Origin of the sequence: Prosthecobacter fluviatilis, from assembly GCF_042655725.1 — a bacterium.
Lineage (GTDB): Bacteria > Verrucomicrobiota > Verrucomicrobiia > Verrucomicrobiales > Verrucomicrobiaceae > Prosthecobacter > Prosthecobacter fluviatilis.
On sequence record NZ_JBHSMQ010000001.1, the window covers coordinates 887,951 to 913,313 of the forward strand.

The 25,363-nt window shown below is 61.0% G+C and carries 11 protein-coding genes; 7 read left to right on the forward strand and 4 right to left on the reverse strand.

Annotated features, from left to right (window positions below; all coding sequences use genetic code 11):
* Positions 1 to 35 precede the first annotated feature (35 nt).
* Complete coding sequence (locus tag ACFQDI_RS03415) at positions 36 to 8,165, reverse strand: MG2 domain-containing protein (protein WP_377163417.1); 8,130 nt, start codon at positions 8,163 to 8,165, stop codon at positions 36 to 38.
* Positions 8,166 to 8,289: 124 nt separating this feature from the next.
* Between ACFQDI_RS03415 and ACFQDI_RS03420 the strand changes: the two genes are divergently transcribed.
* The 5 genes from ACFQDI_RS03420 (at position 8,290) to ACFQDI_RS03440 (ending at position 18,856) form a co-directional block, all read left to right on the forward strand.
* Positions 8,290 to 9,519 (forward strand): polysaccharide pyruvyl transferase family protein, encoded by a 1,230-nt coding sequence (locus ACFQDI_RS03420; protein ID WP_377163419.1) that lies wholly within the window; start codon positions 8,290 to 8,292, stop codon positions 9,517 to 9,519.
* 59 nt (positions 9,520 to 9,578) lie between these two features.
* Entirely contained in the window at positions 9,579 to 11,954 is a 2,376-nt protein-coding gene (locus ACFQDI_RS03425) for a PSD1 and planctomycete cytochrome C domain-containing protein (RefSeq protein ID WP_377163421.1), read from the forward strand.
* Between the two features lie 5 nt (positions 11,955 to 11,959).
* Positions 11,960 to 13,354: a DUF1501 domain-containing protein gene (locus ACFQDI_RS03430; RefSeq protein WP_377163423.1), complete on the forward strand. Its 1,395-nt coding sequence runs from the start codon at positions 11,960 to 11,962 to the stop codon at positions 13,352 to 13,354.
* A 223-nt stretch (positions 13,355 to 13,577) separates the two neighbouring features.
* Positions 13,578 to 16,166 (forward strand): hypothetical protein, encoded by a 2,589-nt coding sequence (locus ACFQDI_RS03435; RefSeq protein ID WP_377163425.1) that lies wholly within the window; start codon positions 13,578 to 13,580, stop codon positions 16,164 to 16,166.
* Positions 16,163 to 18,856 (forward strand): carboxypeptidase regulatory-like domain-containing protein, encoded by a 2,694-nt coding sequence (locus ACFQDI_RS03440; protein WP_377163427.1) that lies wholly within the window; start codon positions 16,163 to 16,165, stop codon positions 18,854 to 18,856. The genes ACFQDI_RS03435 and ACFQDI_RS03440 overlap by 4 nt, the downstream gene beginning before the upstream one ends.
* 19 nt (positions 18,857 to 18,875) lie before the next feature.
* Here ACFQDI_RS03440 and ACFQDI_RS03445 read toward each other — a convergent pair whose 3' ends face one another.
* Together ACFQDI_RS03445 and ACFQDI_RS03450 are read right to left on the reverse strand one after the other, a co-directional pair.
* Positions 18,876 to 19,760 (reverse strand): NAD(P)-dependent oxidoreductase, encoded by an 885-nt coding sequence (locus ACFQDI_RS03445; RefSeq protein WP_464694191.1) that lies wholly within the window; start codon positions 19,758 to 19,760, stop codon positions 18,876 to 18,878.
* A gap of 35 nt (positions 19,761 to 19,795) precedes the next feature.
* Positions 19,796 to 20,620, reverse strand: a complete 825-nt coding sequence (locus ACFQDI_RS03450; RefSeq protein WP_377163429.1) for an MBL fold metallo-hydrolase — start codon at positions 20,618 to 20,620, stop codon at positions 19,796 to 19,798.
* A gap of 122 nt (positions 20,621 to 20,742) precedes the next feature.
* On the opposite strand from ACFQDI_RS03450, the gene ACFQDI_RS03455 reads away from it, so the two are divergent.
* Positions 20,743 to 22,902: a cyanophycin synthetase gene (locus ACFQDI_RS03455; RefSeq protein ID WP_377163431.1), complete on the forward strand. Its 2,160-nt coding sequence runs from the start codon at positions 20,743 to 20,745 to the stop codon at positions 22,900 to 22,902.
* A 162-nt stretch (positions 22,903 to 23,064) separates the two neighbouring features.
* Positions 23,065 to 24,222, forward strand: a complete 1,158-nt coding sequence (locus ACFQDI_RS03460; protein WP_377163433.1) for a hypothetical protein — start codon at positions 23,065 to 23,067, stop codon at positions 24,220 to 24,222.
* On the opposite strand, the gene ACFQDI_RS03465 is transcribed toward ACFQDI_RS03460, so the two are convergent.
* Positions 24,184 to 25,362, reverse strand: a complete 1,179-nt coding sequence (locus tag ACFQDI_RS03465; RefSeq protein ID WP_377163435.1) for an acyltransferase family protein — start codon at positions 25,360 to 25,362, stop codon at positions 24,184 to 24,186. The two genes, ACFQDI_RS03460 and ACFQDI_RS03465, sit on opposite strands and share 39 nt — an antisense overlap.
* Position 25,363: the final 1 nt, after the last annotated feature.

Sequence of the window (25,363 nt, forward strand, 5' to 3'; positions counted from 1 at the left end):
GCTTTGGAAGACAAGCATGCAACGGGAAGAAATGCTCATTTCTTGAACGCCTTCTCCGCCTTGACTCCTTTGCCTTCGCTTTTGAGTTTCTCCGACCACGCGGCGCGGTTGTCCAAATTGTTGAGATCGAGCTTGCCACGCACGTTGAGGAGGTAAGCCTCTTTGCCCTCGGGCTTCGGCGCGGTGCCTCTTCTGATCTCCCGGTTGGCCATGCTGGATACGGCAGGCTCATTGGGCCGTGGACTCTGCACAGGCATTGGGAGTGGCATCAGATTTCCGCTGCTGCGGTGAATGGCGTAGCGGGCATCCCCCAGCTTGGCGACCACCACTGCCTGCCCATGAATGCCGGAGGCCTGGAAGGCACCCCGGGGGTCGGTGCGGCCTTTCTGCGGGCTGGCGGTGGCGCTGGTGTCGTAGGCGGTGATGTCGGCGTCAGCCACATAGGCATTGCGCAGGGTGTCGCGAACCTGCACGCGAATGGAGCCGTTTTGCGCGTCCTCGTGCGACTCCATCTCCAGGGTGGTGAGCAGCACGAGGCCGCTGGTCATCTGCGAATCTCCACGACAGATCACGAGGTAGGCGCCTTCGTCTTTCAATGGCAGCTCGAGGTCGCGTTTCTTCCAGGCGTAGTCCGCACCGTCTCCGAGCGGCACCTTCATCTCTGCCTGCGGGGTGATGCCGGAGAGGTTGACGCTGCCGATGCTGCTGAGGTCCTTCTGTCGCTCCTGCAGCTTCATCAAATCCACCCGGTAGATGAGCAGGGCTGCCTCCTTCACATTGCGGTGTTCCAGCACCAGCTTCACAGCCTGGCCGGGCTTTGACAGCGTGGCAAAGGGCAGCTTCACGGCCTTCTCCTGCAGCACCGCGATGGATTCCCTGGCATCTTCGAATTCGTCCTTCACTTTTTCATACCAGCGCACGGCCTCGGCGTATTTGCCCTGGGCGTGATGGATCTGTGCGGTGATGTAGCGCGCATTGGGTGCGTCGTCGCTGCTGCCGGCGGCAACAGGAGATGCTGCGGCGAGCGCCTCGGGAAACTGATACTGCCAGAAGCGGCCCAGTGCCGTCATGTAGTGAAAGTTGTTCAGGAAGGGGCTTTTCGTGAACGTGGAGGCGGCATTTCCCGCCGTCTGCACCACGCTGGCATAGTCCTTGAGGTCAAAGAACACGTTCGCAAGGGTGAAGGCGGCATCGTCTGCGAGGTCATTCCTGGCCTGGAGGGTCAGCAGGCGGCGCAGCAGGTCGCGGCTGCGCTCCAGCAGCTGGCTCCTGGTCCACTTTGCAGCGCCTGGGCGCAGGGGGACCGAGGCGGGATCTGCGGCCAGCTCCTGATAGCGCTGGCCCAGGCTGAAGAAGGCCAGCAGGCTGTCCGCGCCGTCCGGGTATTCCATCCACAGGCTGAGCTGGTGCTCTGCGCTGCCGGGGAAATCTCCCGCCGTTTCCATGGCGGCGCTCACGCCTGCATCGCTGACAAAGCTGCTCTCCATCGTGGCGCGATAGACCAGCCACGCGCGCTCAAACTCACCCATCTGCCGGTAGGCTGCGGCCACCTTGAGGATTTTATCGAAGGGGATGACGATGTCCGGGTGGCGCTCGCTCAGCGCCTCAAAAAGCTCCACCACCTGTCTGGCATCCATGGCTTCACGGGAGGTGTGAATCCAAAGCAGCATGCGGGCGATGTCGCGTTCGTGGTATTTCATGGCCTCAGCGTCATTGCGCAGAAGTTCGAGGTGGGTGCGGGCTTCCTCCAGCGCGCCTTCATCAAAGAGCAGCTCCGCCAGCTCCAGGCGTTCGAAGCCGTTCATGACATACGGGTCCGTCGATGGCTGGCCGGGAGGAAGAATGGTCAGCCTGCCTTCGGGGCCGGTATTGAAGAGCTCATGACGGCAGGCATCACGCACGCGCGTGGGTGCGATGCGATAGCTGCCCGGGTGCAAGGCCATGAGTTCATAGCTGATCTTTGCATCCTCGGTGAAGGTGCCGGGGATGAACCACAGCCGCAGCATGCCTGGAAGCTGCTCCATGCGTGCCTGCTCCGCTGAAAGTGAGCCGGGCACAAACATGCAGCCGGCAGGCAACGGCTCATCGATGATGACATAGCCGTTCTGCGCCTGCCCGGGGGCTTTCAACTCCAGCCGCACGCGCAGCCGCTGGCCGTGGGCTGCGACAGTCACCGGCGAACTGCTTTCCGCTTCCAAGGGTTTGTCGTGATGCCGCAGGCCCTCATGCAGCCAGGAGCGTTTGGTCACCGTTGGCAGCGAGGCCACCGTGGCGGCTTTCGGATCGATGGCGGTCTCATTGACAAAAGTCGCGATGATGACGGGCGTGGCCATGTTGTTTTTGTAGCCCACGTTGATCTTGAATTTGCCGTCGGCTCCGGCCTTGGGAGCTGGGAAGCGAATGACTCCGCCATTGCCGATGGACCGCTGCTCGCCATTCAGGGTCAGTGTCATCTCTTCAGCCAGCGGTGTCCGGTGCATGCCGCTGCTGATGAAATGCTCCGCCAGTGCCGCCGTCCAAAGCCCCTGCAAGGCTGTGTCAGATCCCCGTGATACGCCAAGCTGTTGCAGCAGAGCGTTCGCCGCGTTGTTTGCCAGCGCAGTGCCGGGCACGGTCTTCGCTGCGGCATAGAGGATGATGGCCGTCGTGTCGTAGTCACTGCCGAGACGGGAGGTGGTTTTGCTGCCGGTCCAGCTGGGTTTGGCTTCGAGCGCCTTGAGCAGTTCCTTGGCCTCGTCGCTCCGGTTCATGCGCTGAAAGGCGGCAGCCAGCCAGGCCAGAGACGGGTCATTCAGCTTGGCGCGGTCTCGATACATGCGGTTGGCCACGGAGAAGTCCGCCTCATTCACGCAGGCCAGCGCGTGCAGGATGACGGCCGCCTTGTCCGGCTCATCCGGCGGGATGATGGCCAGCGCCTTTTTCAAATAAGCCATCGCTGACTTGATTGCCGTGTCTTCGACATCAAAGCCCAGCGATCTCGCCTCCACCAGCGCCCACAGGCCGAGGCTGGTCACGACGCTGTCACGCTGCCATTTGACATCCTGCCAGGTCCAGCCGCCGTCCTTCTGGGCGATCTGGAGCTCCGCTATGAGCAGGCGGAGCTGGCTTTCATCCGCAGGTTTGCCGGCACGTGCTGCCGCCACACGGCTCAGCAGTCTGCTGGCAGCGGTTTGTGATGAGTGGCTCATGGATTGCAGGAGCGCCAGAGGTGAGGAGAAGGCGGAGATCCAAAGCTGCTGGGAGGGAATGACCGTGAAGGCGGCTTCTCCAGGAGCAGGAACGACCTTCAGTGCATGTCGGGTGCTGGATTCACCCAGGGGCAGCACCATGAAGTTTGAGGCCAGACCCTGGGTTTTTGTGGCCGTCTTGATGGACGTCGAGGCGATGCTCAGGCCCGGCGTGTCGGAGGCTCTGACGGGGTCAAACACCACTTCGACGGTGCCTTGGGGGTTGAGCTTGACGGAGCGCGTCTGCACTTTCGTCACACCTGCGGTTTCAAAAGTGGCCTGAACGGTCGTCTCGTTTTCTGGAGCGCCATGCAGCAGCACGCGCGGAGTAAAGCTGTCTCCTGGGAGCATAGCAGCAGGCATTCGCATTTCAGCCATGAACTCCGACTTCGTCGTCATCTCCTTCTCAGCTTCGCCCACCTGTGTCGTTACCGTGCAGCCTCGGCTCGACAAACGCCATGCACCAGCCGTGCCCGGGGCCGTGAGTGTCACCTTCACCTTGCCGGAGGCATCTGTGACGAGCGGGCAGTGCCACTGTGCATCCGGCGCGAAGGGCTGGCCTCCTGCATTTGGGAAGAGTCTGCCGATGACGGGAACGCCAGCGAAAGCGGTAGCGCCAGTGAAGGGGTAGGCTCCGGAGATGTTGCCTGTGAGGGTCAGGGGACCGCCAGTTTGCAGGAGCCCGTCGATGGAAGCGCTGCTAATGGCGAACCCCCCAGATCGGTTTCCGGCGGTTATCGGTCCAGCGCCGTAGGGGAAGGGCGGGCCGGAGCTGTTGACGGAAAGGAGGTTGTCGATGGGGCCATTCGCGAGTAGGCCGCCTGAGCTGATGTCCAGGTTGTTGCTTGCAATGCGGCTGCCGAAATTCACATGCATGCCGCCTCCCACGGTCAACGTTTGACCTTGCTGTGCGGGGAGGAGTCCGGACGCATCGCCGATTTGTGAGCGGTCGCTCCGCTGTCGCAGCTCTGCCTGCTGATACCACACGCTGTTTTCCTGCTGTGCCATATTGCGCAGCTGATCGATGTGGGACTGCGCGTTGCTGGCGATGTCGATGACATTGCCCGCTTCATCCCGGGTGAGAAACTGGGAGGCGGCGCGGTATTGAAAGCCCGCATTGCTGCCGGTGCGCAGGCTGCTGTGCTGGCGCAGGCTGCCGTGGAAAAAGTTGTCGATGTCTTCAGTCTGGTCGGAGTGCTGTGCAAAAAGTGCGGCGCTGGCAAGTGCGAGGCTGAGCTCTGCGGCAACGGGGTTGCCATTCGCGTCGGTGGCGGTGAGAGTGATCTCGGCGGCTTCTCCCGGCTTCACTGGCTGGGCAGGCGTCTGGATCTCGATCTTGAGCGGGCGCTTCACCTCAAAGCCACGCCGGGCGCTGTGCAGCTTGTCTCCGTCGAGGCAGGCGACGCTGACATCAAACTGCGGCCAGTGCGCCGCAGCGACGGAAATGGGCAGCGCATTGTGGCCGGGTTCCAGCCTGATGATGCGATGCTCGATCATGTTCTCTCCGGAGAGAGTGATGAGCGCCAGCGGAGCGGTGATGCGGCTGTGCGCATCGACTTTAAGCGTGCTGCCTTCATTGACATCACTCTCATCGCTGAAGAGACGCAGCTTGGTGGTGTCATCAGGACCGGAGGCCTGGATGAAGGTGGTGCTCTCCACGGCGTTGCCACGCGTGTCTGTGGTCTGGGCGACAAGCTGGTGCATAACCGCGGACTGCAGCACCATGGTGGAACTGCCGAGTCCTGTGGCGGCATCTGTCTGGACGGTGAACTCAGCGATGCGTGCCGGTGAGCTTGCATTGGGAATGTACACCAGACCGGGGAGGGCGGAGAGCACGGGATTGGCCGGCTGATTGTCCAGTCGCGAGAGCGTGACCTTCACAGCCGCCGCAGCGGGTTTGCCACGATGGTCGAGCGCCTTCACACGAATGAGCGAAGGCTCGCCGGTGAGTGCTGGGTTTGGCAGCCGGTCCCACACAAGCTGCAGGCCGGTGCGGAGCAGGCTCACGGCATGATGCACATTGCGCTGGCGGGCGGGCAGCTCAGCAAAAAAACGAATGTAACCACCCGCAGTGAAAGTGGTGGTCTCCTGTGTGAAGGTGTAGTTGCCCGCCGCGTCGGTTTTGCCTTCCAGCAGGCGGCCATCAGGCATGCGCAGGCGCACCGGTTCGTCTGCTAGGGGGGCTCCCCAGGAGTAGCCGACTTTCAGCGTCCCTTCGATACGGTCCCCCCGGAACACCGCCTCGGGTTTCGTCTCGATCTCCACTGTGATCTCTTCGATCTCAAACTCCTTCACGTTGAACCACGCCTCATGGGTTTCATCTCCCTCCAAGGCCTTTGCCGTGATGCGGAAGCTGCCAGGAGGTGTGGATGCGGGCAGGGGAACACTGTGGGTGAAGGTGCCGAAGTCGCTGAGCTTTGACTTCATCCGGCTCAGAGTGCGGCCTTCGCCATCGGTGATGTGGATGTCATACTCACGGCCGGCGGGCACGCTGTAGGCACCATCCTGCACATCTCGAATGATGCCGCGGAAGTGCACCACGTCACCAGCGCGGTAGGCGGACTTGTCCGTGTAGATGAAGCCGTGCCGCGACAGCGCGACGTCCGAGCGGTCGGTGCTGCCTCCGGTGATCTCCTGCGTCATGCCGCGCAGGTTCAGGCGCTGGATGGCCACACCCGAATCCGTGCTCACATAGGCGCAAAGATCTGCGGTGGCGCGGATCATTTCGCCGCGCAGGCGAAACACGCCATCCTTGCCGGTCCGGCCCTGGCCGATGATTTCCTTGCCATTGCTCAGCAGGACCTCCGCATCTGCCACCACGGTGCCTTTGAGGCGGTCCTGCACAAACACGAGCGCCTCCGTCCAGGCGGACTGCACGATGAGGTCGATGTCGCTGCGGATCACAATGGTGCTGGCCTGCCAGTCCTCCCCTTCGACCCGGACGAGGCACACTCCCGGTCTGGTGCCTTCAAACGGGACGTCGATGGTTTGCTCGATGGGCTTGAGGCGGGAGTAGCCTGTGACGGGCACCTCCCATGTTTTGTCCGGCTGGATCAAGTCGATGTCGAGGGAGCCGATGCCTGATTCACCATCCAGGCGATGGCGGCTGCGGTAGAAGTCTTCGAGATTCAGCGTGTAGCGCGAGACCCTGAGCTTTTCCAGATTTCGCACGTTCACGCGCACCTGGGCGGTTTCATTCGTGCGGTAAATGCGCGGTGTTTGCAGTCCCAGCGAGCGCTGTGGCATCATGGCGGCGCGTTCGGCGGCCAGCTGCTGCCAGCCGCCCCAGGTGAGGCGCTGAAAGGTGTTCAGCGCCTCTTCATGCCGGTCCAGATGATCTGCCTGAATGATGCCGGTCCGGTACAGAGCGAGAGAGGCCTCCTCGCTCGTGGGATGTTTGATGATGAGGCGGGCCCATTCGGAGACGGCGCTTTCAAAGAGTGAGGTGAGCTCTGGAGAGCGCGGCTTGCCAGCCTCCTTTTTGGCAAGCTCCTGCGCCGCGGTGAAATGCCACTGGCCGTTTAAAAAGAGGAGCTGTGGACAGCGTGCGTCCAATGGATGGGCTGTGATGAAGGCGTCAAAACGCCGCGTGGCCTCGGCACGGTCTCCCGCCGCCACAGCATCAAGGCAGAGCTGAAACTCTGCGTCCATGATGCTCGCCTGCGCCCGCTGCCACAGGCTGCCGTCCGGATGTTTGGCGATGTAGGCACGCCATTGCTCGATGGCCTGCGGATACTTCCGGGCGGCGAAGTGCAGTGCACCGATCTGGAAAAATGCCGTCTGCCGCCACGCTTCGAGGCGCTCGGCCGGGGTGCGTTTGTCGGCTTCATCCGCCGCAGGTGCCGGCCAGTCGGCGCGGTCATACAAAGTTTTGCAGGCCTCCATGGCCTCATCGCTTTTGTTTTGCGCAGCCAGAGTCTGGATCAAAGTGAAGGCTGCCTCCGCCGAACGCGGATGTGACGGATAGGTCTTCAGAAAGCTCCGCAGGCTTACGGTCTGCTGAGCGGGGTCAGCAGGAATGATGGTGACTTGCTCATTGGGGGATGGGGTGGGAGCGTTGGCGAACTGTTGTCTGTCGTCTTGGACGATGAGCGCGGCATAGCTGCGACAGATCTGCCATTCGATGTCTCCACGGTCAGGCTGCGTTCCTGCTGCCGGCGCCTTTGTCTTCCAGAGGGTCATTATATCCTCCGCATAGCGGCGCGCGGCATCGGCGTTGCCTGTTTGGAGCATGCTTTCGATGAGTGTCTGGCGCACCTCCCAGCGCTGCGCTCCTGCTGTCTTCGCGGCGGATGCAGCTAGCGGGTTTCCAATGAGTCCACGCCAGTCAGGATCAAATTCCAGCAGATAGGCGGCGCATGCCTGGGACAGCTCATTGTTTTGTTTCAGGTCGCGCACGCTTGCGACAATCTGAAACAGAAGCTGCTCGCGCATGGCAGGGCCTGTTTCGAGTTCCAGCGCCTTGCGATACAGAGCCAGCGCCTTGAGCTGAGCGTTCTTGTTCATGCTCTGGCCAGGGACGGCCGGTTTGGTAATGTCCTTTGCCAGAGCCACCAGCGCCTCCGCCAGCTTTTCTTTGCGTGTCGTGGCAAACAGGCGCGTGGCCTCCGCGCTGTAAATCACCTCCGCTTCCTGATGGCGCTTCAGCTCACCCAGGCACCGGGCTTTGAGAAACAGGGCCTTGCGTGTCCATGCGTGGGTGGCGGGGACGGCATCACAATCCTTGATGGCTTCGGCGTGCTGCCTTGACTCCGCGCGGGCGACGGCACGCAGGTAGTGCGCATAGCCCGGATCGGTTGCAGCAGAGATGACGGCCTCGGTCAATGCGGAAGCGGCTTCAGTGTAGCGCTGCCTCTGCAGCAGGATCTCTGCTTCATCAACCGGGGAGGCTGTCAAAGTTCGAGCAAGGACAAGGAACAAGATGGTGCGGTGGTACATGGTGGCCTCCATTTGATGATTTCTTATTATGCGCAGCCAGAAATGCCGATGGCAAGATGCATGAATGAGTGGCAGTCAATTTACGTTCCGTTTACAGACAAACCGCATCGTCTGACAATCACCCATGAACCGCCGCCACTTCATCCGCTCTGCCGCCGCCCTGCCATTCATCTCGGCCATCGCTGCCGAAAAACCCAGACGGCTTATCCTGAGATCTTCGTGGCAGACGGTGAACATTGGCGACATCGGCCACACGCCGGGCGTGCTGGCGCTGCTGGAGAAACATCTGCCAGAGGTGGAGATGCGGCTGTGGCCGAGCAAGCTGGACAATGGCGTGGCCGAAATGCTGGCTGCACGCTTTCCTAAGGTGCAGGTGATCCAGGGGGAGGCGGTGAAGAAGGCCTTTGAGGAGTGCGATTTCCTGCTGCACGGCTCCGGACCCTCGCTGGTGGCGCAGGCGGATGTGGTGAAGTGGAGCCAGGCCACGGGCAAGCCCTACGGTGTGTACGGCATCACCTTCTCCGGCCAGCAGAGCTCGAAGAGCGTGAAAACGGTGGATGTGCTCAGCGGCGCGAAGTTTGTGTATTTCCGCGATTCCGTTTCACTGGAGCTGGCAAAGAAGATGGGCTGCACCTGCCCACGCATGGAGTACGGGCCGGACGGAGCCTTCGCCGTCGATCTGAAGGATGATGCGAAGGCCGAGGCCTTCCTGAAGGAGCACGGACTGGAGCAGGGGAAATTCCTTTGCTGCATCCCGCGCCTGCGCAACACACCTTACTGGACGCTGCCGGAGAAGAAGGCGGCCATTGATGAAAAGAAGGACGCTCGTAACAAGGCCATGATGGACCATGACGGCAAGCCGCTGCTGGATGCCATCGTGAGCGTGATCAATAACACCGACCTCAATATCCTGCTCTGCCCGGAGGACAAGACGCAGATGAAGGTGGGCAAGGAGATGCTCTACGACAAGCTGCCGGAAGAAGTGAAGGCGCGCGTGGTATGGCGGGAGAGCTACTGGCTCACGGACGAGGCCATCAGCACCTACCGCCGCAGCGCCGGGCTCTTTGGGCATGAGATGCACAGCCCCATCATGTGTATCGGCAGTGGCATCCCCGCCATCGTGTGCCGCTGGGCCGAGCAGACCAGCAAGGGCTACATGTGGCGCGACATCGGCCTGGGCGAGTGGCTTTTCGATCTCGACAAGGAGGACGAAGTGCAAAAGGTGGCCGCCGCCGTGCTGGCAATGGCTAAAGACCCCGCTGGCTCAAAGGCGAAGGCCGAAAAGGCACGCGAGTTTGTGATGGCCAAGTTTGCCGCCAGCATGGACGTGGTGAAGAGCCATCTCCCGGCGTGACAAAGCCGGTGCTTTTGCGGTACAGTCACTGATTAATCCTGAAATGGCTGTCCCAGACCATGAAGCCCGCCTTGTGTCTTGTCCTCTTTTGCTGCTGCGCGGGTGCCGCGCTGCCAGAAGACGCCGCTTTTTTTGAGGCCAAAATCCGTCCGGTGCTGGTGAGGCACTGCTACGAATGTCACTCGCTGAAGTCAGGCAAAGCGAAGGGCGGGCTGATGCTGGACACCAGGCAGGGCATCCGCGTGGGGGGTGACACCGGGCCGGCGGTGGTGCCTGGCGAATCAGCAAAGAGCCTGCTGCTCTCAGCGATCAAACACAGCGATCCTGATCTCGAAATGCCGCCGAAAAAGCCCAGGCTGCCAGAGCTGGTCATTGCTGACTTTGAAGCCTGGATCAAAGCAGGCGCGGCTGATCCGCGTGAGTCGGCCATCAATGCTGCGGAGCGTCCGCCTGTCGATTTGGAGTCAGGCGGAAACTTCTGGAGCTATCAAAAGCCGAGGGCAGCCGGCGGCACCATTGATGGCTTCATCCAGGCAAAGCTGAAAGAGAACGGGCTGGAGCCAGCGCCAGTTGCAGAGCCGGTGATCATCCTGCGCAGGCTGTATTTCGATCTGATTGGCCTGCCGCCTACACCGGAACAGGCCGCGGCGTTTTCCATGGATCAACTGGAAGCCACGGTGGACGGGCTGCTGAACAGCCCGCGCTTTGGCGAGCGGTGGGGCCGCCACTGGCTGGACGTGGCACGCTACGCCGAATCCAATGGCCGCGAGTCCAATCTGACCTTTCCTCACGCCTGGCGTTATCGGGATTATGTGATCGACGCGGTGAATGCAGACGTACCCTTTGATCGCTTCATCATCGAGCAGATCGCGGGGGATCTGCTTCCCGCACAGGGAGATGCAGAGCGTGCCCGGCTGCTCATTGCCACAGGGTTTCTCGCTCTTGGTCCGAAAGGGCTCAACGAGATGAACAAGGCGCAATTCGCCGCAGATGTGGCTGACGAACAGATCGATGCCGTGACGCGCGCAGTGCTGGCCAGCTCCATCGCTTGCGCCCGCTGCCACGATCATAAAACCGAGCCCTTCAGCATGGAGGATTACTACGCGCTTGCTGGAATTTTTAAAAGCACGCAGACTTTCTACGGCAACTGGATCGACTCAGAGAACAACAACCACGGCCATCTCATACGCCTGCCCGGGCTGCCGGGGCAGGTGATTCCGAACCGGCCGCTGAGCGCGGATCGCGTGAGGCAGCTCAAAGAGGATCTTGTCAGGCTGCAAGCCGAGGAAAAGGCCCAAAATGAGTATGTCGCAAAGGCGAAAGCCGACGGGCGTGACATCAGCGGCGAGTATCACCGGATACTCGCCACAGCCATTCGCATCCTGTGGAATCGTGGTGGCATTGAGGGGCAGCTTGAAACTGTGGATGAGCAGGGGCATGCGCTGCCTTTGTGCATGGGCGTTCAAGACGCAAAAAGCATCCAGGATTCGCAGCTCTACGACCGTGGAGAGATCGCGCGTCCGGTGAAATCTGTGCCGCGTGGCTTTCCCAAAGTCATGGGCAGCGGCGCAGCCATGCCAGAGGAGCACAGCGGTCGGCTGGAGCTGGCGCGGTGGCTCGTCAGCCGTGAAAACCCTCTCGCCGCCCGGGTGATGGCGAATCGCGTGTGGCGGCATCTTTTGGGTGCTGGCATCGTTCGGACGGTTGATAATTTTGGCTTCAGCGGGGAGCGTCCAAGCCACCCTGAGCTGCTCGATTACCTGGCGCTGCGGTTTATGGACGGTGGCTGGTCGGTGAAAAAACTGATCAAGGAGATGGTGATGTCTGAAGCCTACAGGCAGGCATCCACGTACCGCAGCGAGTCCTTTGAAAAAGACCCGGACAACCGGCTGCTGTGGCGTGCGAACAAGCGCCGGCTCGATGCTGAGGTGATACGTGATTCCATGCTTGCTGTGGCGGGTGTGCTCGATACCTCGCGCAGGCCCGGATCGCTCGTGGCGGAGCTGGACGGGCAGTCGGTCTCGCTCATCGGCTTCAATGCCAAACTGCCTTCTGACCTCGATGGATCGAAGCGTCGCTCGGTCTATCTGCCTGTCCTGCGGGATCATCTGCCCGATGTGCTGGAGCAGTTTGATGTGGCCAATCCCAATCTCGTCACGGGCAATCGTGATGTGACAAACGTGCCGTTGCAGGCGCTTTACCTTCTTAACGGCCCCTTTGTCCAGGAGCAGGCGGAGGCGCTGGCAAAGCGAATCCAATCTTCGCCCGAACGTGTGCAGGCCGCATTTCAGTTCTGCTTCAACCGCCAGCCAGACGCAGGCGAACTCGCGCTGTCCGAAAAATTTCTCCACACCGGCGCCCAGGACGGTTTCAAACTGCTGCAGGCATTCTGCCAGTCACTGTTTGCCAGCGCCGAGTTTCGCTTTGCCGATTAAATGCCATGAAGATGATCCAGACACGACGTGAGATGCTGACGACGCTGTCGTCGGGCATTGGCTGGCTGGCTTTTTCAGCCATGGCTCAGGCCAAAAGCGGCCTTGCAGCAAAGCTCCCGCATTTTCCCGCGCGTGCGAAACGTGTGATCTTCCTCACCATGCGTGGAGGACCTTCGCATGTGGACTTGTTTGACTACAAGCCGGAGCTGATCAAACGAAACGGCCAGACCGCGAGCCTTGGCCGTGATGCTGCGGGCGCGAAGCTGTTTGGTCCCGTGCATCCGTTGAAGCAGTTTGGCAACTCGGGGCAGTGGATGACGACGCTGTATCCCAGACTCGCGAAACATGCGGATGACCTGTGCATCATCAACTCCATGCACACCGACCTGCCAAATCATGCACAGGCTTTTGGCCAGATGCACACCGGGAGCTTTCAGTTCGTAAGACCTTCCATCGGTGCATGGACGTTGTACGGGCTGGGTTCTGAGAATGAAAATCTGCCGGGCTTCGTCACGCTGAATCCTCCGGCGGACAATGGTGGCGCACAGAATTACGGCAGCGCCTTTCTGCCTGCGATCTGCCAGGGGACGCGCATTGGCGGGTCGCAGCTTCCAGAGCTCTATGCGGCACTGCTAAACAAGGATGCTGCACCTGGGCCGCCGATGAAGAACATCACAAATGCTCTCGTTCCCCGCGATATCCAGCGGGCGCAGATCGACCTCATTCGCGGCCTGGATGGACGCAAACTGGAGCGCGATGGTTTCCATCCCGAGATTGAGGGCGCCATCGAGTCGTTTGAACTCGCCTTTCGCATGCAGAGCGAGGTTCCCGAGGTGCTCGATCTGCGTAGCGAGCCTGGGCACATTCTGAAGCTCTATGGCATCGGGCGGGGCAAGGATCAGTTTGCTCGGCAGTGCCTGCTGGCGCGCCGCATGGCTGAAGCTGGGGTGCGGTTCATTGAAGTTTCCTCCCCTGGAAACTGGGATCATCACAACCGCTTGCGTGAGCAGCTGGCCACAAACTGTGTCTCCACCGACGAGCCGATTGCCGCGCTGCTGACGGATTTGAAGGCACGCGGCATGCTCAAGGACACACTGGTGGTGTGGGCCGGTGAATTTGGCCGCACCCCCTACGCACAGAGCGGTGATGGTCGCGATCACAATCACAAAGGCTACTCCATCTGGATGGCAGGCGGTGGAGTGAAGGGGGGGCTCACCTATGGAGCCACGGATGAAGTGGGGCACAAGGCCGTGCTGAATCCGATGCACATTCATGACTGGCATGCGACGATCCTTCACCTTCTCGGACTTGATCACACTAGGCTGACCTATTCCTATGGCGGTCGGAATTTCCGGCTGACAAATGTGAGCGGTGAAGTGGTAATGGGGATTATTGCCTAAGATTGGGATTGCGTATGCGCTAGACTGGGCGGTAATATCGAACCAATTCCATACAGGCTGGTCTGTATGCTGCAGGCGGACTCCTTCCCCTAAAAATGCCATGCGAGACGGTTCCTCTGATGATCATTCATCCTCTGTCAGGCCATCTTCTGGATGGGGCAGGCTGTTCATAGGTCTCTTGATGGGCGGAGCGATCGGTGCCGGAGCCTTGTATGTTACCAAGGTGAATCCATCGCTACTGGCGAAAGTGGCACCGCAGCCAGCAGCTGCCAGCGGCGAAGAAATGGAGGTGCTGGTGAAGCATGAGGGACTTCCGCGAACGCCTTTTGAAAAAGGTTCCCTGTCTCCGGATGAGCCGGTGGAGTCGATCAAGATCACGCTGGGAGCCGGGACGGATGGGGCGGCTCTAAGCGAGCCGGTGGATGTGCATCTGGGGCTTGGCTTTCCACTGAGGCTCTATCCCCTGGGCGGAGTGAGGCGGGAGCCCTCCTTTGCGGCGTTTCCGCACAAGTCATCACTCGAAGGCATGGCGGCTGCCATCCAGCCGGGCCAGATGGCCACGTTTGAATTTTCGGCGAAGGATGATGACGCCGGACTGGATGCTCTGCGCACTTCGCAGCAACTGCTCAGCGGTGTGAAGTGCGGGGATTTGCAGCGAATCGGCTTTGCCTCGCAGGGACGCAGCGACTGGGTGCTGGCGGGCTATCGCATCGAGGTGAATGGAAAGCTCTTCGCCGCGAATGGTCTCGTGGACGCCCGTGCGCAGGAGAAGCTGGCCTCCAGCCGTGCGAGCCTCATGAAACTGCTCCCTGATTATGAGGCGAAGACGAATGCCAAAAAACTGAGCGATGTCGAGAAGGCGGAGCACAAGACTGAATACGCGCTGGTCCGTGCGCTCAGCGGCCGCATCGTGGGTGCGGTTCCATGGTTTGAGGAGAGCAATGAGGAGCTGAATCCCGCACCACCAGCTGCGGCCAAGGTGGAGAGCGTGCGCATCACGCTCACCGGCGGCAAAGGACCGCAGCAGGGCACGCGCAATCCGCTCTATCTTGTGGCGGGAGCGCGGAAGTTTCTGCTTTCCTCGGAGATGGACCCGCTGCGCGATGCCAATGAACCGCAGCTTTTTGATCTCGCGGCGTTTGAGCTGTCGATGAATCCGCTGACGAAGGAGGTGTTGAGCACACCTGGGGTGGGTGTCATCGGCAGCGGTGTGCCGGAAGGCAAAGTGCCAGATCGTGCGCAGCTTCAGAGTGTGAAAATCGAGGCTGACGGGCAGGTGGTCTATGACAGTGACAAGCAGTCCGACGACCAGAAAACACTGCCCGCGCTGTGGCTTACGCCCGCTGCATATTTTAACGAAGCGGGCGATCTCATGCGGCCCACCCCCACCGCGGTGGAAACACCGGTCTGGAAATCTGGCATGACACTGCCGGGTGCGCCGCCATCAGCTCCGCTCCCGCCGGAGCCTCCGCCACTGGTCGTCGTACCGCCGGTGCCTCCGCTGCCGCCACCACCGCTGCTGCCCCCGATACGCACCATTCTGCCCGGCGGCCTGCCTCCGCCTGGCGGTGGGCTGCTGCCGCTGCTCAATGCGCTGGCGCAGCTTCTGATTCCTTTGCCCCCGCCTGCGGCCCCCTTGATCAGCGGTGTGCGCATAGCTCCCGCCACACCTATTGTCTGTGATGGGGATGCTGTGACGGTGAACTGGAGCGTGGGTGGCAACACATCGGGCATCACCTCCTGGCGCGTCGATTTGTTTGCCGTGCTCCCGCACAAGCCTGTGCCGGTGCTTGTCACACCCATGGCTACCAAGTCCGGTGTTTTTGCCGGTGCTACGAGTGTGGTGATGCCTCCGATCAACCGTGCCGCCATTGCCGCTCTCCTGGCTCCAGCCTCCGCCGAGGCACTTTATCTGTATGTGCAGCCCCGCGTCACCGCCCTGGGGCCGTGGGGAAATGTGATAACCGCGGCCAATGGCTCGCTGCTGCCTTTGTTCCCTGCGGGCACCACCGCCGCCGCCGTGGGCCTGAAGCGAGGCGGCATCCTGCCGCCCTTCGGTCCTGGCAATGCGCCCGCTCCGAGCTTTCAGGTCACGCCAGCAGTCACTCCACCGTTTTTGAAATGGCAGGGCATGACGCTGGCGGACCCGCTGGCCGTGCGCAATGCCTGGAGCCTGAATGCCGAGCACGGCAGTCATTTTGGGCTGCTCTTTGCCAGCCATGAAAGCATTCCCCCGCCGCTCACGCTGCCGGCCTGGAGCACGGCGGCGCGCCCCACCGGCGATGGCAGCGAGCTGATCACGCTGAGGTTTGAGGGAGTGGTGCCAATGCCGGCGGCTGCCAATGGTCTGCGCGCCGTGGCCTGCATCGCGTTCGTGGGCGGCGCTTCTCCCGCAAGCAAGGCGCAGGTGCTTGCCCGTGCGGAGCTGAGCAGCGGCCCCATCCGGCGCAACCTCGCCGGAAACATCATGCCTCTGCCGTTCAGTGCGCAGCCCTTCTTCACGCTGCAAACCACCGCCCCCGTCCCGGCGGTGCCGCTGGCGAAAAATCAGCCGCTGCTGCTGGTGGACATGCCTCTGCGATTTGATCGCATGGCGGCCAACAACTTTGCAGGTTATCCGCTCGATCCTGTGAACGGCGCCAGTTACTCTTTTGCCGGTCCGCCTGCTTTTAATTTCCCAGCCTACACCGCACAGGCTGGCACGGGCACGATGTACGTGACGCTCACCTACATGGTCTCGCTCAACACCGCGGATGCGACGGATGCCGTGGGAGTACTGGGTGTGCGTCTGGTTCCTGACAACACGCCATGAAAACGCTCCTGCTTGTTTTCCTGCTGCTGGCTATGCCGCTGCTGCATGCCGTGGATGGCTCCATGCACGGGCGCGTCTATGGCCAGGACGAAAAAGGCGGCAACCTCGGCCCTGTGGCCAAAGCGAAGATCGAGCTGAAGGGCGAGCCTGGCGCGGCGGGCGCGACGGTGACCACGGATGCCAGCGGCTACTATCAGATTCCCGTGCTGGCGGCAGGCTCCTACCACTACAAGATCACAGCCGCCGGATTTCGCGATGAGGATGCCATGCGCGGCTTCACCATGCCGCAGGACACGCGGGAATTTGTGCATGATTTCCTCCTTTCGCGCGAGCCGCGGCCCGGTGCGGCGCCAGCTCAGTCAAACCTTGTGCAGCCAGCCGTGCATGGCCGGGTGTATGGTCAGACGGAGAAAGGCGAGAATCTCGGCCCCCAGCCCGGCGCCAAAGTGGAGCTGCTCTCCGGTCCTGGCGGAAAGGTGGTGGCCACAGCGACGGCCAGCTCGCCTGGCGGCTATTACGAAATCAAAAACCTGCCACCTGCAGACTACGCCTATCGCGTGACCGCAGCAGGCTTTGCAGCGGAGGATGACGGTCGCGGCTTTGCCGTGCCGCAGGGCACCCTGGAGTATGTGCATGATTTTTTTATCTCCCGAACACCGCCCAAGCGGGAGAGGTGCGATCTGGCCGTGCTCGTGATCAAACGCATCAGCAGCGGCAATGACCGCGCCAATGACGCGCGCCTGCCGGTGGCAAACGCGCGGGTGGTGCTGCAGCCTTCGGGAAACCTGCCAACGCCTCTGAACCAGCCCTTTGTCACCGATGCCAAAGGTGAATGCACCGTCAAAGATCTCGCGGAAGGGGATTATGCAGTCGCCATCGACGCACCAGAGTGCAATCCCTTCACGGGCAAGCTTGCGGTGAAATGCGACAAGGACGGGGACGTCGTGTTTGAACTCACCCCATGCAATGAACTGCTGCATGGCTATGTGCGCGCGATGCTCAATGAAGGCTGGGGCACTTCCGCGCAGGCCAGAGCGGCGGCGGATCGGGCCTTTCAGCGCGCCGTGAAAGCGGATGCCGCAGACTGCAGCGTGGACTACGCCAGCGCGCTCGCGCAGCTCAGCGCCGGAGACCTGGATGCGGCCCGGCGAAGTCTCACGGTGGCGATTGGCAAAAAGAGTGACAGCACCTGGTGGGATCGCGCCTGTGAAGCACGCGTGTGGCTGATCCTCTGCCAGCATCAGGTGCCAGATGCCGTGCGTGAGATCCGCTCGCTGGCGCAGAGTCATGATGCCAGCCGTCCATCCACTCCGGCGGCGAAGGGCACGGCGTATGTCTGCGGCATCGGCCTGGGGCTGGTCAAAGGGCCGTGGCATGATATGGTAGGCGCTGGTGACGATGTCCTGCTGGAAAGGGATCTCCTGGCGGCCTTCAAGGGAGAGCTTCAGACTGAGTGCATGAGGGGCCGTGACCATGTGGCCGGGGAATACGGCAAGCTCAAAACGGCGGAGGATGCCGCGCGCGAAAAGCTGCTGGCAGACGTCACAGAGAAACGTGGGGCCGGGCTCGCCCGAATCGCGGAGCGTCAGGCGGTGCTGAGCAAAGAGGCGGCCGTGCTCGATCCTGAAATCCAGGCGCTGCAGGCCACGGTGGGTGAGGCCCAGCAGCAGTATCGCATTCAGGCCACCGGCTTCATGCAGCAACAGCAGGCAAACGCCGTGCAGTTGCAGGCGCTGAACGCGCGCATGCAGCAGATCGCCGCATGCATGGCGCAGGACCAGGTGAAAATGCAGGCCACCCAGCAGCCGCAGCCTCCCACCACGATGCGGCCGGGCGTACGGCCGATGATTCCGGGTGCGCCCCAGCAGGGCATGGGTGCCCAGGCCATCATGGTGGAGATCCAGCAGCATCAGGCGGAAATTCAGCAGATCCGCCAGCAGATGCAGGTCATCCAAAATCAGGATGTGCAGATGGGAGCCAGCATCGCGAATCTGCAGACGCAGTTCAACCGCACCGCCGGGACTGCCCAGGCGGACCTAAACACCAAACTTCAACGCCGGGATGTGCTCGCCCGTGAAATGGAAACCCTCGAGCGCCAGCGCACGGCCCCGTTTGATCCTGCAGCCTTCAGCACGCCGGAGATCGATGATCTGGTCCGCCGCCGCCGCTCTCTGAAAACCTACAGCGATCTGCCTTTGGAAGCGCGGCGCGAGGAGATTCTGGCGCAGTTTGACTGCGGCGCGGACAAGGAGCCAAAGCGTCCCGCCATCAACGCGCAGGCTGCTGAGATCAAGGAGCCGGCGTTTGTCAGTGCTCGAAAGCCTTTGCCCAATGTTCCGCAGCCTGCAGCACCCCAGGTCATGCGGGCAGAACCGACTCCTGAAAGCTCGGGCCTGCCATCTCCGAAGCCGCAGCCCGCAGCCGCCATCAAACCTCCGGCCAATGCAGGCGATCCGTCAGACGTCGTCATCACCAACAATCATGCAGGTGCGGTCCGTGTCTTTGGTCTTTCTCCGGGGGCGGACAACGAGTTGTTTGTCCGCTCTTTGGAGGCCGGGGAGGAGGCCATGATCCCCGCCCGCATCGGTCAGACACTGATCATCAAGACCTCGAGCGGCGCTCGTGAACTGGAGCGCCACAAGGTGGTCAAGAAGCTGGAGGTGCTGAAAGTCGGCGCTGCTCCGCAGTAGAGCAGCCCTGCCGATAACTCTAAGCGTGGCGTCCTTTGAAGGTGAGCTCCGCGATGCCGGACTTGTCCAGCCCTCCTAGGCCGAGGGAGACCATCTTTTCATACTGCGCCTTGGTAGCGTCGTTGAGAGGCAGGCTGAGGCCTACGGTTTTGGCCACGTCAGCGGCGATGCCGCTGTCTTTGGCGGCGTGCTCGGCGGAGAACCAGCAGTCGTGCTCGCGGGCCACCATGTCGGCGCTGTCGGTTTCCAGCACGCGGGAGTTGGCACCCGTCTGGCTGAAGACCTCACGGATCATGTTCAGGTCGTGTCCCAGTGCGGCGGCAAGGCCCAGGCCTTCGGCCAGACCGGCGGTGTTGATGTTCATGACCATGTTCACGAGCGCCTTCACCTCGGCCGCGCGTCCTGGCCCACCGATGAAGCGGCGGTTCACGCTCATCTGCTCGATCATGGGCAGCACCTGCTTGTACACAGCCTCATCTCCTGCGAGCATGAGGTAGAGCTTGCCCTCGCGTGCGTGGCTGATGGAGGAGGCCATGCAGGCCTCCAGGCTGTGCGCGCCCGCCTTTTCAGCAGCCGCATGCACTTCGCGGTGGATGGCAGGGGAAAGGGTGGCGCAGTTGATGAAAATCTTGCCCTTGGCGTTGGTGAGCAGGTTGTCGCCGCTGCCGAGGAAGATGGTACGCATGGCGGCGTCGTTCGTCACCACGGTGAAGATGACATCTGCGGCGGTGGTGACTTCGGCGAGGCTGGTGCAGGCCTTGCAACCGAGCTCGGTGGCCAGTTCGGCGGCGGCCTGGGTGTTCACATCGAGGACGGCGGTGACGCTGCAGCCACAATCTTTGAGGCGGCGGGCCATGTTGGCCCCCATTTTACCGACTCCGACAAATGCAACGGTCTGGGACATAATGAGAAAATGAGGTTGGCTTGGACTGGTTGGATTTACTTGAACTCGGGATAAAACGGATTGTGCGCCTTTTCCTCTCCGACGGTTGTCAGAGGGCCGTGGCCTGGGCAGATGACAGTGTTGTCGGGCAGGGTGAAAATTTCCTTCCGGTTGGTGGCCAGAGCATCGGCATAGGAAACCATGCCGCCACCCATGCTGGAGGCAAAGAGCGCGTCTCCCACGACCGCCACCGGGCGCTCCAGGCCGCTGACCACATAGGTGATGCCGCCTTTGGAATGACCCCAGGTGCTGCGTGGCTCCACGCGGAGTCCGCCGGACTCCCAGGCTTCGGCGTCGCCGAGCTTGAAGGTCTTGGCACCCGCGCAGGATTCTTTCTCATGCACAAAAACCGTCACCGTTCCGTCGGCGGAGAGTTTGGCCAGGTCCGCGATATGATCACCGTGAGTGTGCGTGACAAAGATCAGGCTCAAATTGAGGCCTCTCTTTTGAATGAAGTCGATCATGGGGGCGGCATCCGCTCCTGTGTCAAAAGCGATGGCGTTCTTCGTCTCTGCGTCCCACACCAGGTAGGCGTTTACCGTCATGTCGTGGTAGGGGGTGTTAAACTGCTCCAAACCAGGCACCATGACCGGGTGCGGCCGCCATTCATTGTGAGCCATGGCCACCAGGGATGCGGCGTGCAGGTTCAGATGCGGGGCAATCTGGCGAAGCACGGCATCATTGGCGGTGCCATTTTTGACGGCGGCAATGTCTTCGACGCTCGCGCCGGAGCGGGAGGCCAGCTCGGTCTCACTGAGGCCCAGGCCGCGCATGGACTTGGCGATCACGTCATTGAAAAGGTCTTCAAGGGGGAGTTGCATGGGCCGATTCAAGGCGTTCTCACGGCGAAGGCAAGGCCTATGTGCCGCCGGTTCGTTACAAAGCGTGAACTGCCTGCGGGAATCCTTGCCACGAGCGGACTCGCTAGTAACATCGGCGCGCCATGACCGACCTCGATATTCGTGAAATCCACTTTCTGCGCGGACCCAACATCTGGACCAATGACCGTGTGCTGGAAGCCTGGGTGGATCTGGGCGGCCTCAAAGACACTTCGTCTGATATCGTTCCCGGGTTTGCAGATCAGCTCAAACGGTGGTTTCCAGGGATGATCGAGCACCGCTGCAGCATTGGCGAGCGTGGCGGCTTTTTTCAGCGGCTCGACACAGGCACCTGGCCGGGGCACATTCTGGAACATGTGACCCTGGAACTGCAGACGCTGGCCGGGCACACGGTGGGTTTTGGCAAAGCGCGTGAGACGTGCGTGGAGGGCTTGTACAAAGTGGTCATCGAATACCTCGATGAAGTGGTGGCAGAGGCCTGCATGCGTGAAGCGCGTGAGATCCTGCTGGCCGGGTACGCCGGCAAGGATTATGACATCGAAGACGCTGTGGCGCGGATGAAGCGTGTGGTGGACCGCAATGCTCTGGGGCCGAGCACGAATGCCATCATCGCCGCAGCTGAAAAGCGTGGCATCCCATGGCGGCGGCTCCGGGAGGGGCGCAGCCTGGTGCAGCTGGGCCAGGGGGCAAACCAGCGCCGCATCTGGACGGCTGAAACCGACCGGACAGGGGCGATCGCGGAGCACATTGTACAGGACAAGGACCTGACGCGCACCCTTCTGAGAAAAGCGGGCGTGCCTGTGCCTGAAGGACGTGTCGTGGCCAATCCGGACGATGCCTGGGAGGCTGCTGAAGACATCGGGACTCCCGTCGTGGTGAAACCGCAGGATGCGAATCACGGGCGCGGAGTCTTCATCAACCTCACCACACGTGAGCAGGTGGAGAGTGCATTTCAAACTGCGGCGACTGAAGGTGAAGGGGTGATGGTGGAACGCTTTATTCCTGGCAATGACCACCGGCTGCTCGTCGTCGGAGGGGAGCTGATTGCCGCCAGCCGTGGTGACCACGCAGTGGTCATGGGCAACGGTGCCGACACGATCAGCGTGCTGGTGGACACCCAGCTCAACACCAACCCTCTGCGTGGCGTGAGCGACTTCTGCCCATGGTCCAAAATTGACACGGAAGAATGGGACCCGGCCATCCTCCAGGAACTGGAGAAACAGGATTATCAGCCAGATTCCATCCCCAATGACGGCGAACGCGTGCTGATCTCTCGTTTTGCCAACTGGTCCACAGAGGTCACCGGTCTGGTGCATCCGCGCAACCGTGAACATGTCACCATCGCCGCCCAGGTGGCAGGGCTGGACATCTGCGGTGTCGATGTGGTTTGTACGGATATTGCCAAACCGCTCGAAGAACAGGGCGGGGCGGTCGTGGAACTGAATGCGAGCCCGGGGCTCATCATGCACCTGCGACCTGCGACGGGCGAGGTGCGGCCTGTGGGGGAAGCCATCATCGACATGATGTTTCCCGCCGAAAAAAATGGCCGCATTCCTGTGATCGGCGTCACCGGCACCCATGGGAAGACCACCACCGTCAAGCTGCTGGCTCACCTGATGAAGGCCACAGGAAAGTATCTCGGTGTATGCCACAGCGGCGGTCTTCAGTTTGGAGATCGCTTCTCATGCACCAAGACGGGAGATCGTACCAGCGGCACGCACGGAGTGCTGCTGCACCCCTGGACAGAAGTTGCCATCTGCGAAAGCAGCGCGGAGTCCATTCTGCTCGAAGGTCTTGGTTATGACCGTTGCCAGATCGGCGTGGTGCTCAATGTTGGTCCCGAGCATCTGGGGCTGGGCTATATCGACTCCCTGGAGCAGATGACCAAGGTGAAACGCTGCGTGGTGGACGTGGTGCTGCCTGAGGGAACGGCCGTGCTCAATGCCGACGATGTTTACGTGGCTGGCATGGCAGAGTCTGAGCACTGCCTGTGCAGCGTACTGTTCATCTCGCATGTTGCGGACAATCCTGTGGTCATTGCCCATCTGGCCAAAGGTGGGCGTGCTGTTTTTGTCCGGGAAGACATGGTGCTTATGGCTGAAGGCGACAAGGAACGCCGCCTTTGCGGTCTGAGCGAGGTGGCCCTGCCTGTCACCGGTCATTTCAGCTTCAATGTCCATAATGTCCTCGCCGCCGTGGGAGCCGCCTGGGCTTACGGATTGGCCGACGAGGTGATCATTAAGGGGTTGAGCACTTACGAATAAATTCGTAATCCAAGAAGGAACCGGGTTCGAAGATGCGTGTTCTACCGGCAGCACTGCTGCTGACAGCAACATGACTTCGAACATGCCACCCATACAGCCCAAGACCGCAGGTCATGCCAGGCCATCTTTTTCCATGGCTCACGAACCCGAGCTTGGCTGATCATGGACTCAGGCATTTGCATCAGGTTTCCCGCCGCTTCCGACTCCGCAGTCGGCCGGGCACTTTTGTGCACGGAATGGGAGCGCCTGGGAATTGAATCCGAAGTCGTGTGCCGCGAGCAGGGGTTGCCAGGCGCTGTGTGCCTGCGGCTGCATCTTGCAGCCCAAGGGGTGCTTGAGCGGATGCCCGGGCATGACACACTGGGCCTGGCCGAGAGTCTGAAGCTGGATGTGCGCCGCAACGAGGATGATCTGCTGCGTGAGATCTGGCTCACTTTGCTGAACTCTCCTGTGCTGCTGGAGTTTCCGAGCGCAGAGGAATTGCTCGCTGCCGTCAGCATGCGCAGGCGCATCGTGAAAAACGCCTCCCGTACCCGGCTGAATTTTGACCTGGAGGCGATCGAAAGGCCGAAGGATTGCTGGCGTTACTCGAAGGAGACGGGCTTTGTTCTCATTCCGGGCAGTCCTTTGATCAGCTCGCTCAAAAAAGCCTGTCAGCCGGAGGAGGGCGGGCAGTGGTACTCATTCTCCTGCTACCGGGCGACCGAGTATGTGGTGTTGCTGTCGGTCGCCGAGGAGGCGCAGATGAGCCACCCGGAGCTGCTGAACGAACTGCAGTGCCAATGGGAGAGGAAAGCCCTCACCGCCGATCCCTTCCAGGATGTGTTCCTGCACGAGCAAGGCAATCTGGAAGAGCCTTTTCCCATGCACTATTATGTGCCGGGAGACAGGGTTTGGTTCCGCAATCCAGACTCCCATTCCTCGGATGTGCCTGGCTTTGAAGGCTCCTGGGTGTTCTACCTGGGTGGCGGAATGTTTGCCAATTTCTGGAAAAGTGACCGCCCTTTCAGCCTGCTGACCAAATGTCTGGAGGTCTATCACTGGCGCGACGGTGTGTTCAAAAATGAGCGTGGCGTGCTGCAGATGGATGAGGCCAGGGTGGAGGAGCTGGTGTCTCAAACTCTGGCCGAGCCGGCAGTCTGCGCTAGAATCTATGAGCGCATGCACCGCTTGCGCGATGCCCGTGGCATTTATGCCGAGGGCGGCTGCATGGATGCCTCACGTGAGTGGCCCAGATTCATCCTGCCGCCTCACTCGGACATGATTCGCATTCTGCGGGCATCACAGCCGCACGAAGATCTTCCGCCGGTACATCCATAGCACCACCAGCCATAAGATCACAAACGTGCATGTCCCCAGGGTGACGGGCCTGAGTTCTGCGCCAAAAACATCAAAAACACGGGTGCCGAAATGCTTTTGCAGTGTTTCAAAAAACCAGATGTCCAGAGTGTGGCGCATCACATAGAAGACCAGCGAGTTCATGCCCAGGACAACAAAGGGGAATGACCAGCCCCGCCACTGCCGGACGTCAATGATCTGGTACAAGGCTGCCAGAGTCAGATAGCAGGCGCCTCCGCTGAAAAACACCCAGGCGGGTGTCCACAAGCGCTTCACGATGGGGCAGATGCCGCCAAAGTGCAGCACGAAACTAAAGGCAAGGCAGGCCACACTCGCAGTCATGAGACGTCTGGCTGGCTGGTCATCCTTTCTGAGCCAGGTTCCTGCCATCAGCCCGAGGATCATGGTGGCGATGGTGGGGATGAAGTTCAGTGTTGTGTAACCTCCGAGATAGCCGACGTAGGGCCGCTCGCGCGGGAATTCATTCAGCAGCCAGCGGTCAAAGCTCCAGCCCACGTTGCGGTTATGGTTCCAGTGGGCGAAAAAGCCTGTGAAATCATGCTGCCATCCTTCTGGAGTGTTGAAGTCGATGGGATTGGCATGCGGCGGCATCACCGGATAAAGCGCGTAGAGCAGCCAGTGGGAGATGAGTATGATGGCAAACCAGATCCAGCGCGCACGAGTGCCACAGTGCGCCAGAGCAAACACAGCCATGTAGCCGAGGCCTGTCTGGGTCAGCGTTTCGTCGAAGGTCCAGTGTGTTGCATCGCGGTCCACGCTCCGCAGGAAAATCCCAAGAAAGATCAGCGCCACCGACCGCCAGAGGGCGTGCAGGGTCATGTGCCATTGAGACTGTCCTTTGCGCTCGCGGGCTGATACGGAAAAAACCAGCGAAGCCCCGGTCAGAAAGGCAAACGACGGGTGAATCAGATCATTCAGCGAGCAGCCCACCCAAGGAATATGCGAGGAATGATGGCCTAAAAACTGCCAGATGGCGCTGTCGGGAAAGTGTTCGGAAACCTCGTCCAGCTCCAGCAGGCGCAGTCCGAGAAGAAACATCACAATGCCACGATACACATCGAGCGAACCGATACGCGAAGGCGAGGTGTTGGCGGGGTTCACG

What these genes read in the sequence shown, in the direction of transcription:
- ACFQDI_RS03430 (WP_377163423.1), top strand. Translation starts at nt 11,960, where the DNA reads ATGAAGATGATCCAGACACGACGTGAGATGCTGACGACGCTGTCGTCG.
- ACFQDI_RS03420 (WP_377163419.1), top strand. Translation starts at nt 8,290, where the DNA reads ATGAACCGCCGCCACTTCATCCGCTCTGCCGCCGCCCTGCCATTCATC.
- ACFQDI_RS03415 (WP_377163417.1), bottom strand. Translation starts at nt 8,165, where the DNA reads ATGTACCACCGCACCATCTTGTTCCTTGTCCTTGCTCGAACTTTGACA.
- ACFQDI_RS03425 (WP_377163421.1), top strand. Translation starts at nt 9,579, where the DNA reads ATGAAGCCCGCCTTGTGTCTTGTCCTCTTTTGCTGCTGCGCGGGTGCC.
- ACFQDI_RS03455 (WP_377163431.1), top strand. Translation starts at nt 20,743, where the DNA reads ATGACCGACCTCGATATTCGTGAAATCCACTTTCTGCGCGGACCCAAC.
- ACFQDI_RS03460 (WP_377163433.1), top strand. Translation starts at nt 23,065, where the DNA reads ATGGACTCAGGCATTTGCATCAGGTTTCCCGCCGCTTCCGACTCCGCA.
- ACFQDI_RS03445 (WP_464694191.1), bottom strand. Translation starts at nt 19,760, where the DNA reads ATGTCCCAGACCGTTGCATTTGTCGGAGTCGGTAAAATGGGGGCCAAC.
- ACFQDI_RS03450 (WP_377163429.1), bottom strand. Translation starts at nt 20,620, where the DNA reads ATGCAACTCCCCCTTGAAGACCTTTTCAATGACGTGATCGCCAAGTCC.
- ACFQDI_RS03440 (WP_377163427.1), top strand. Translation starts at nt 16,163, where the DNA reads ATGAAAACGCTCCTGCTTGTTTTCCTGCTGCTGGCTATGCCGCTGCTG.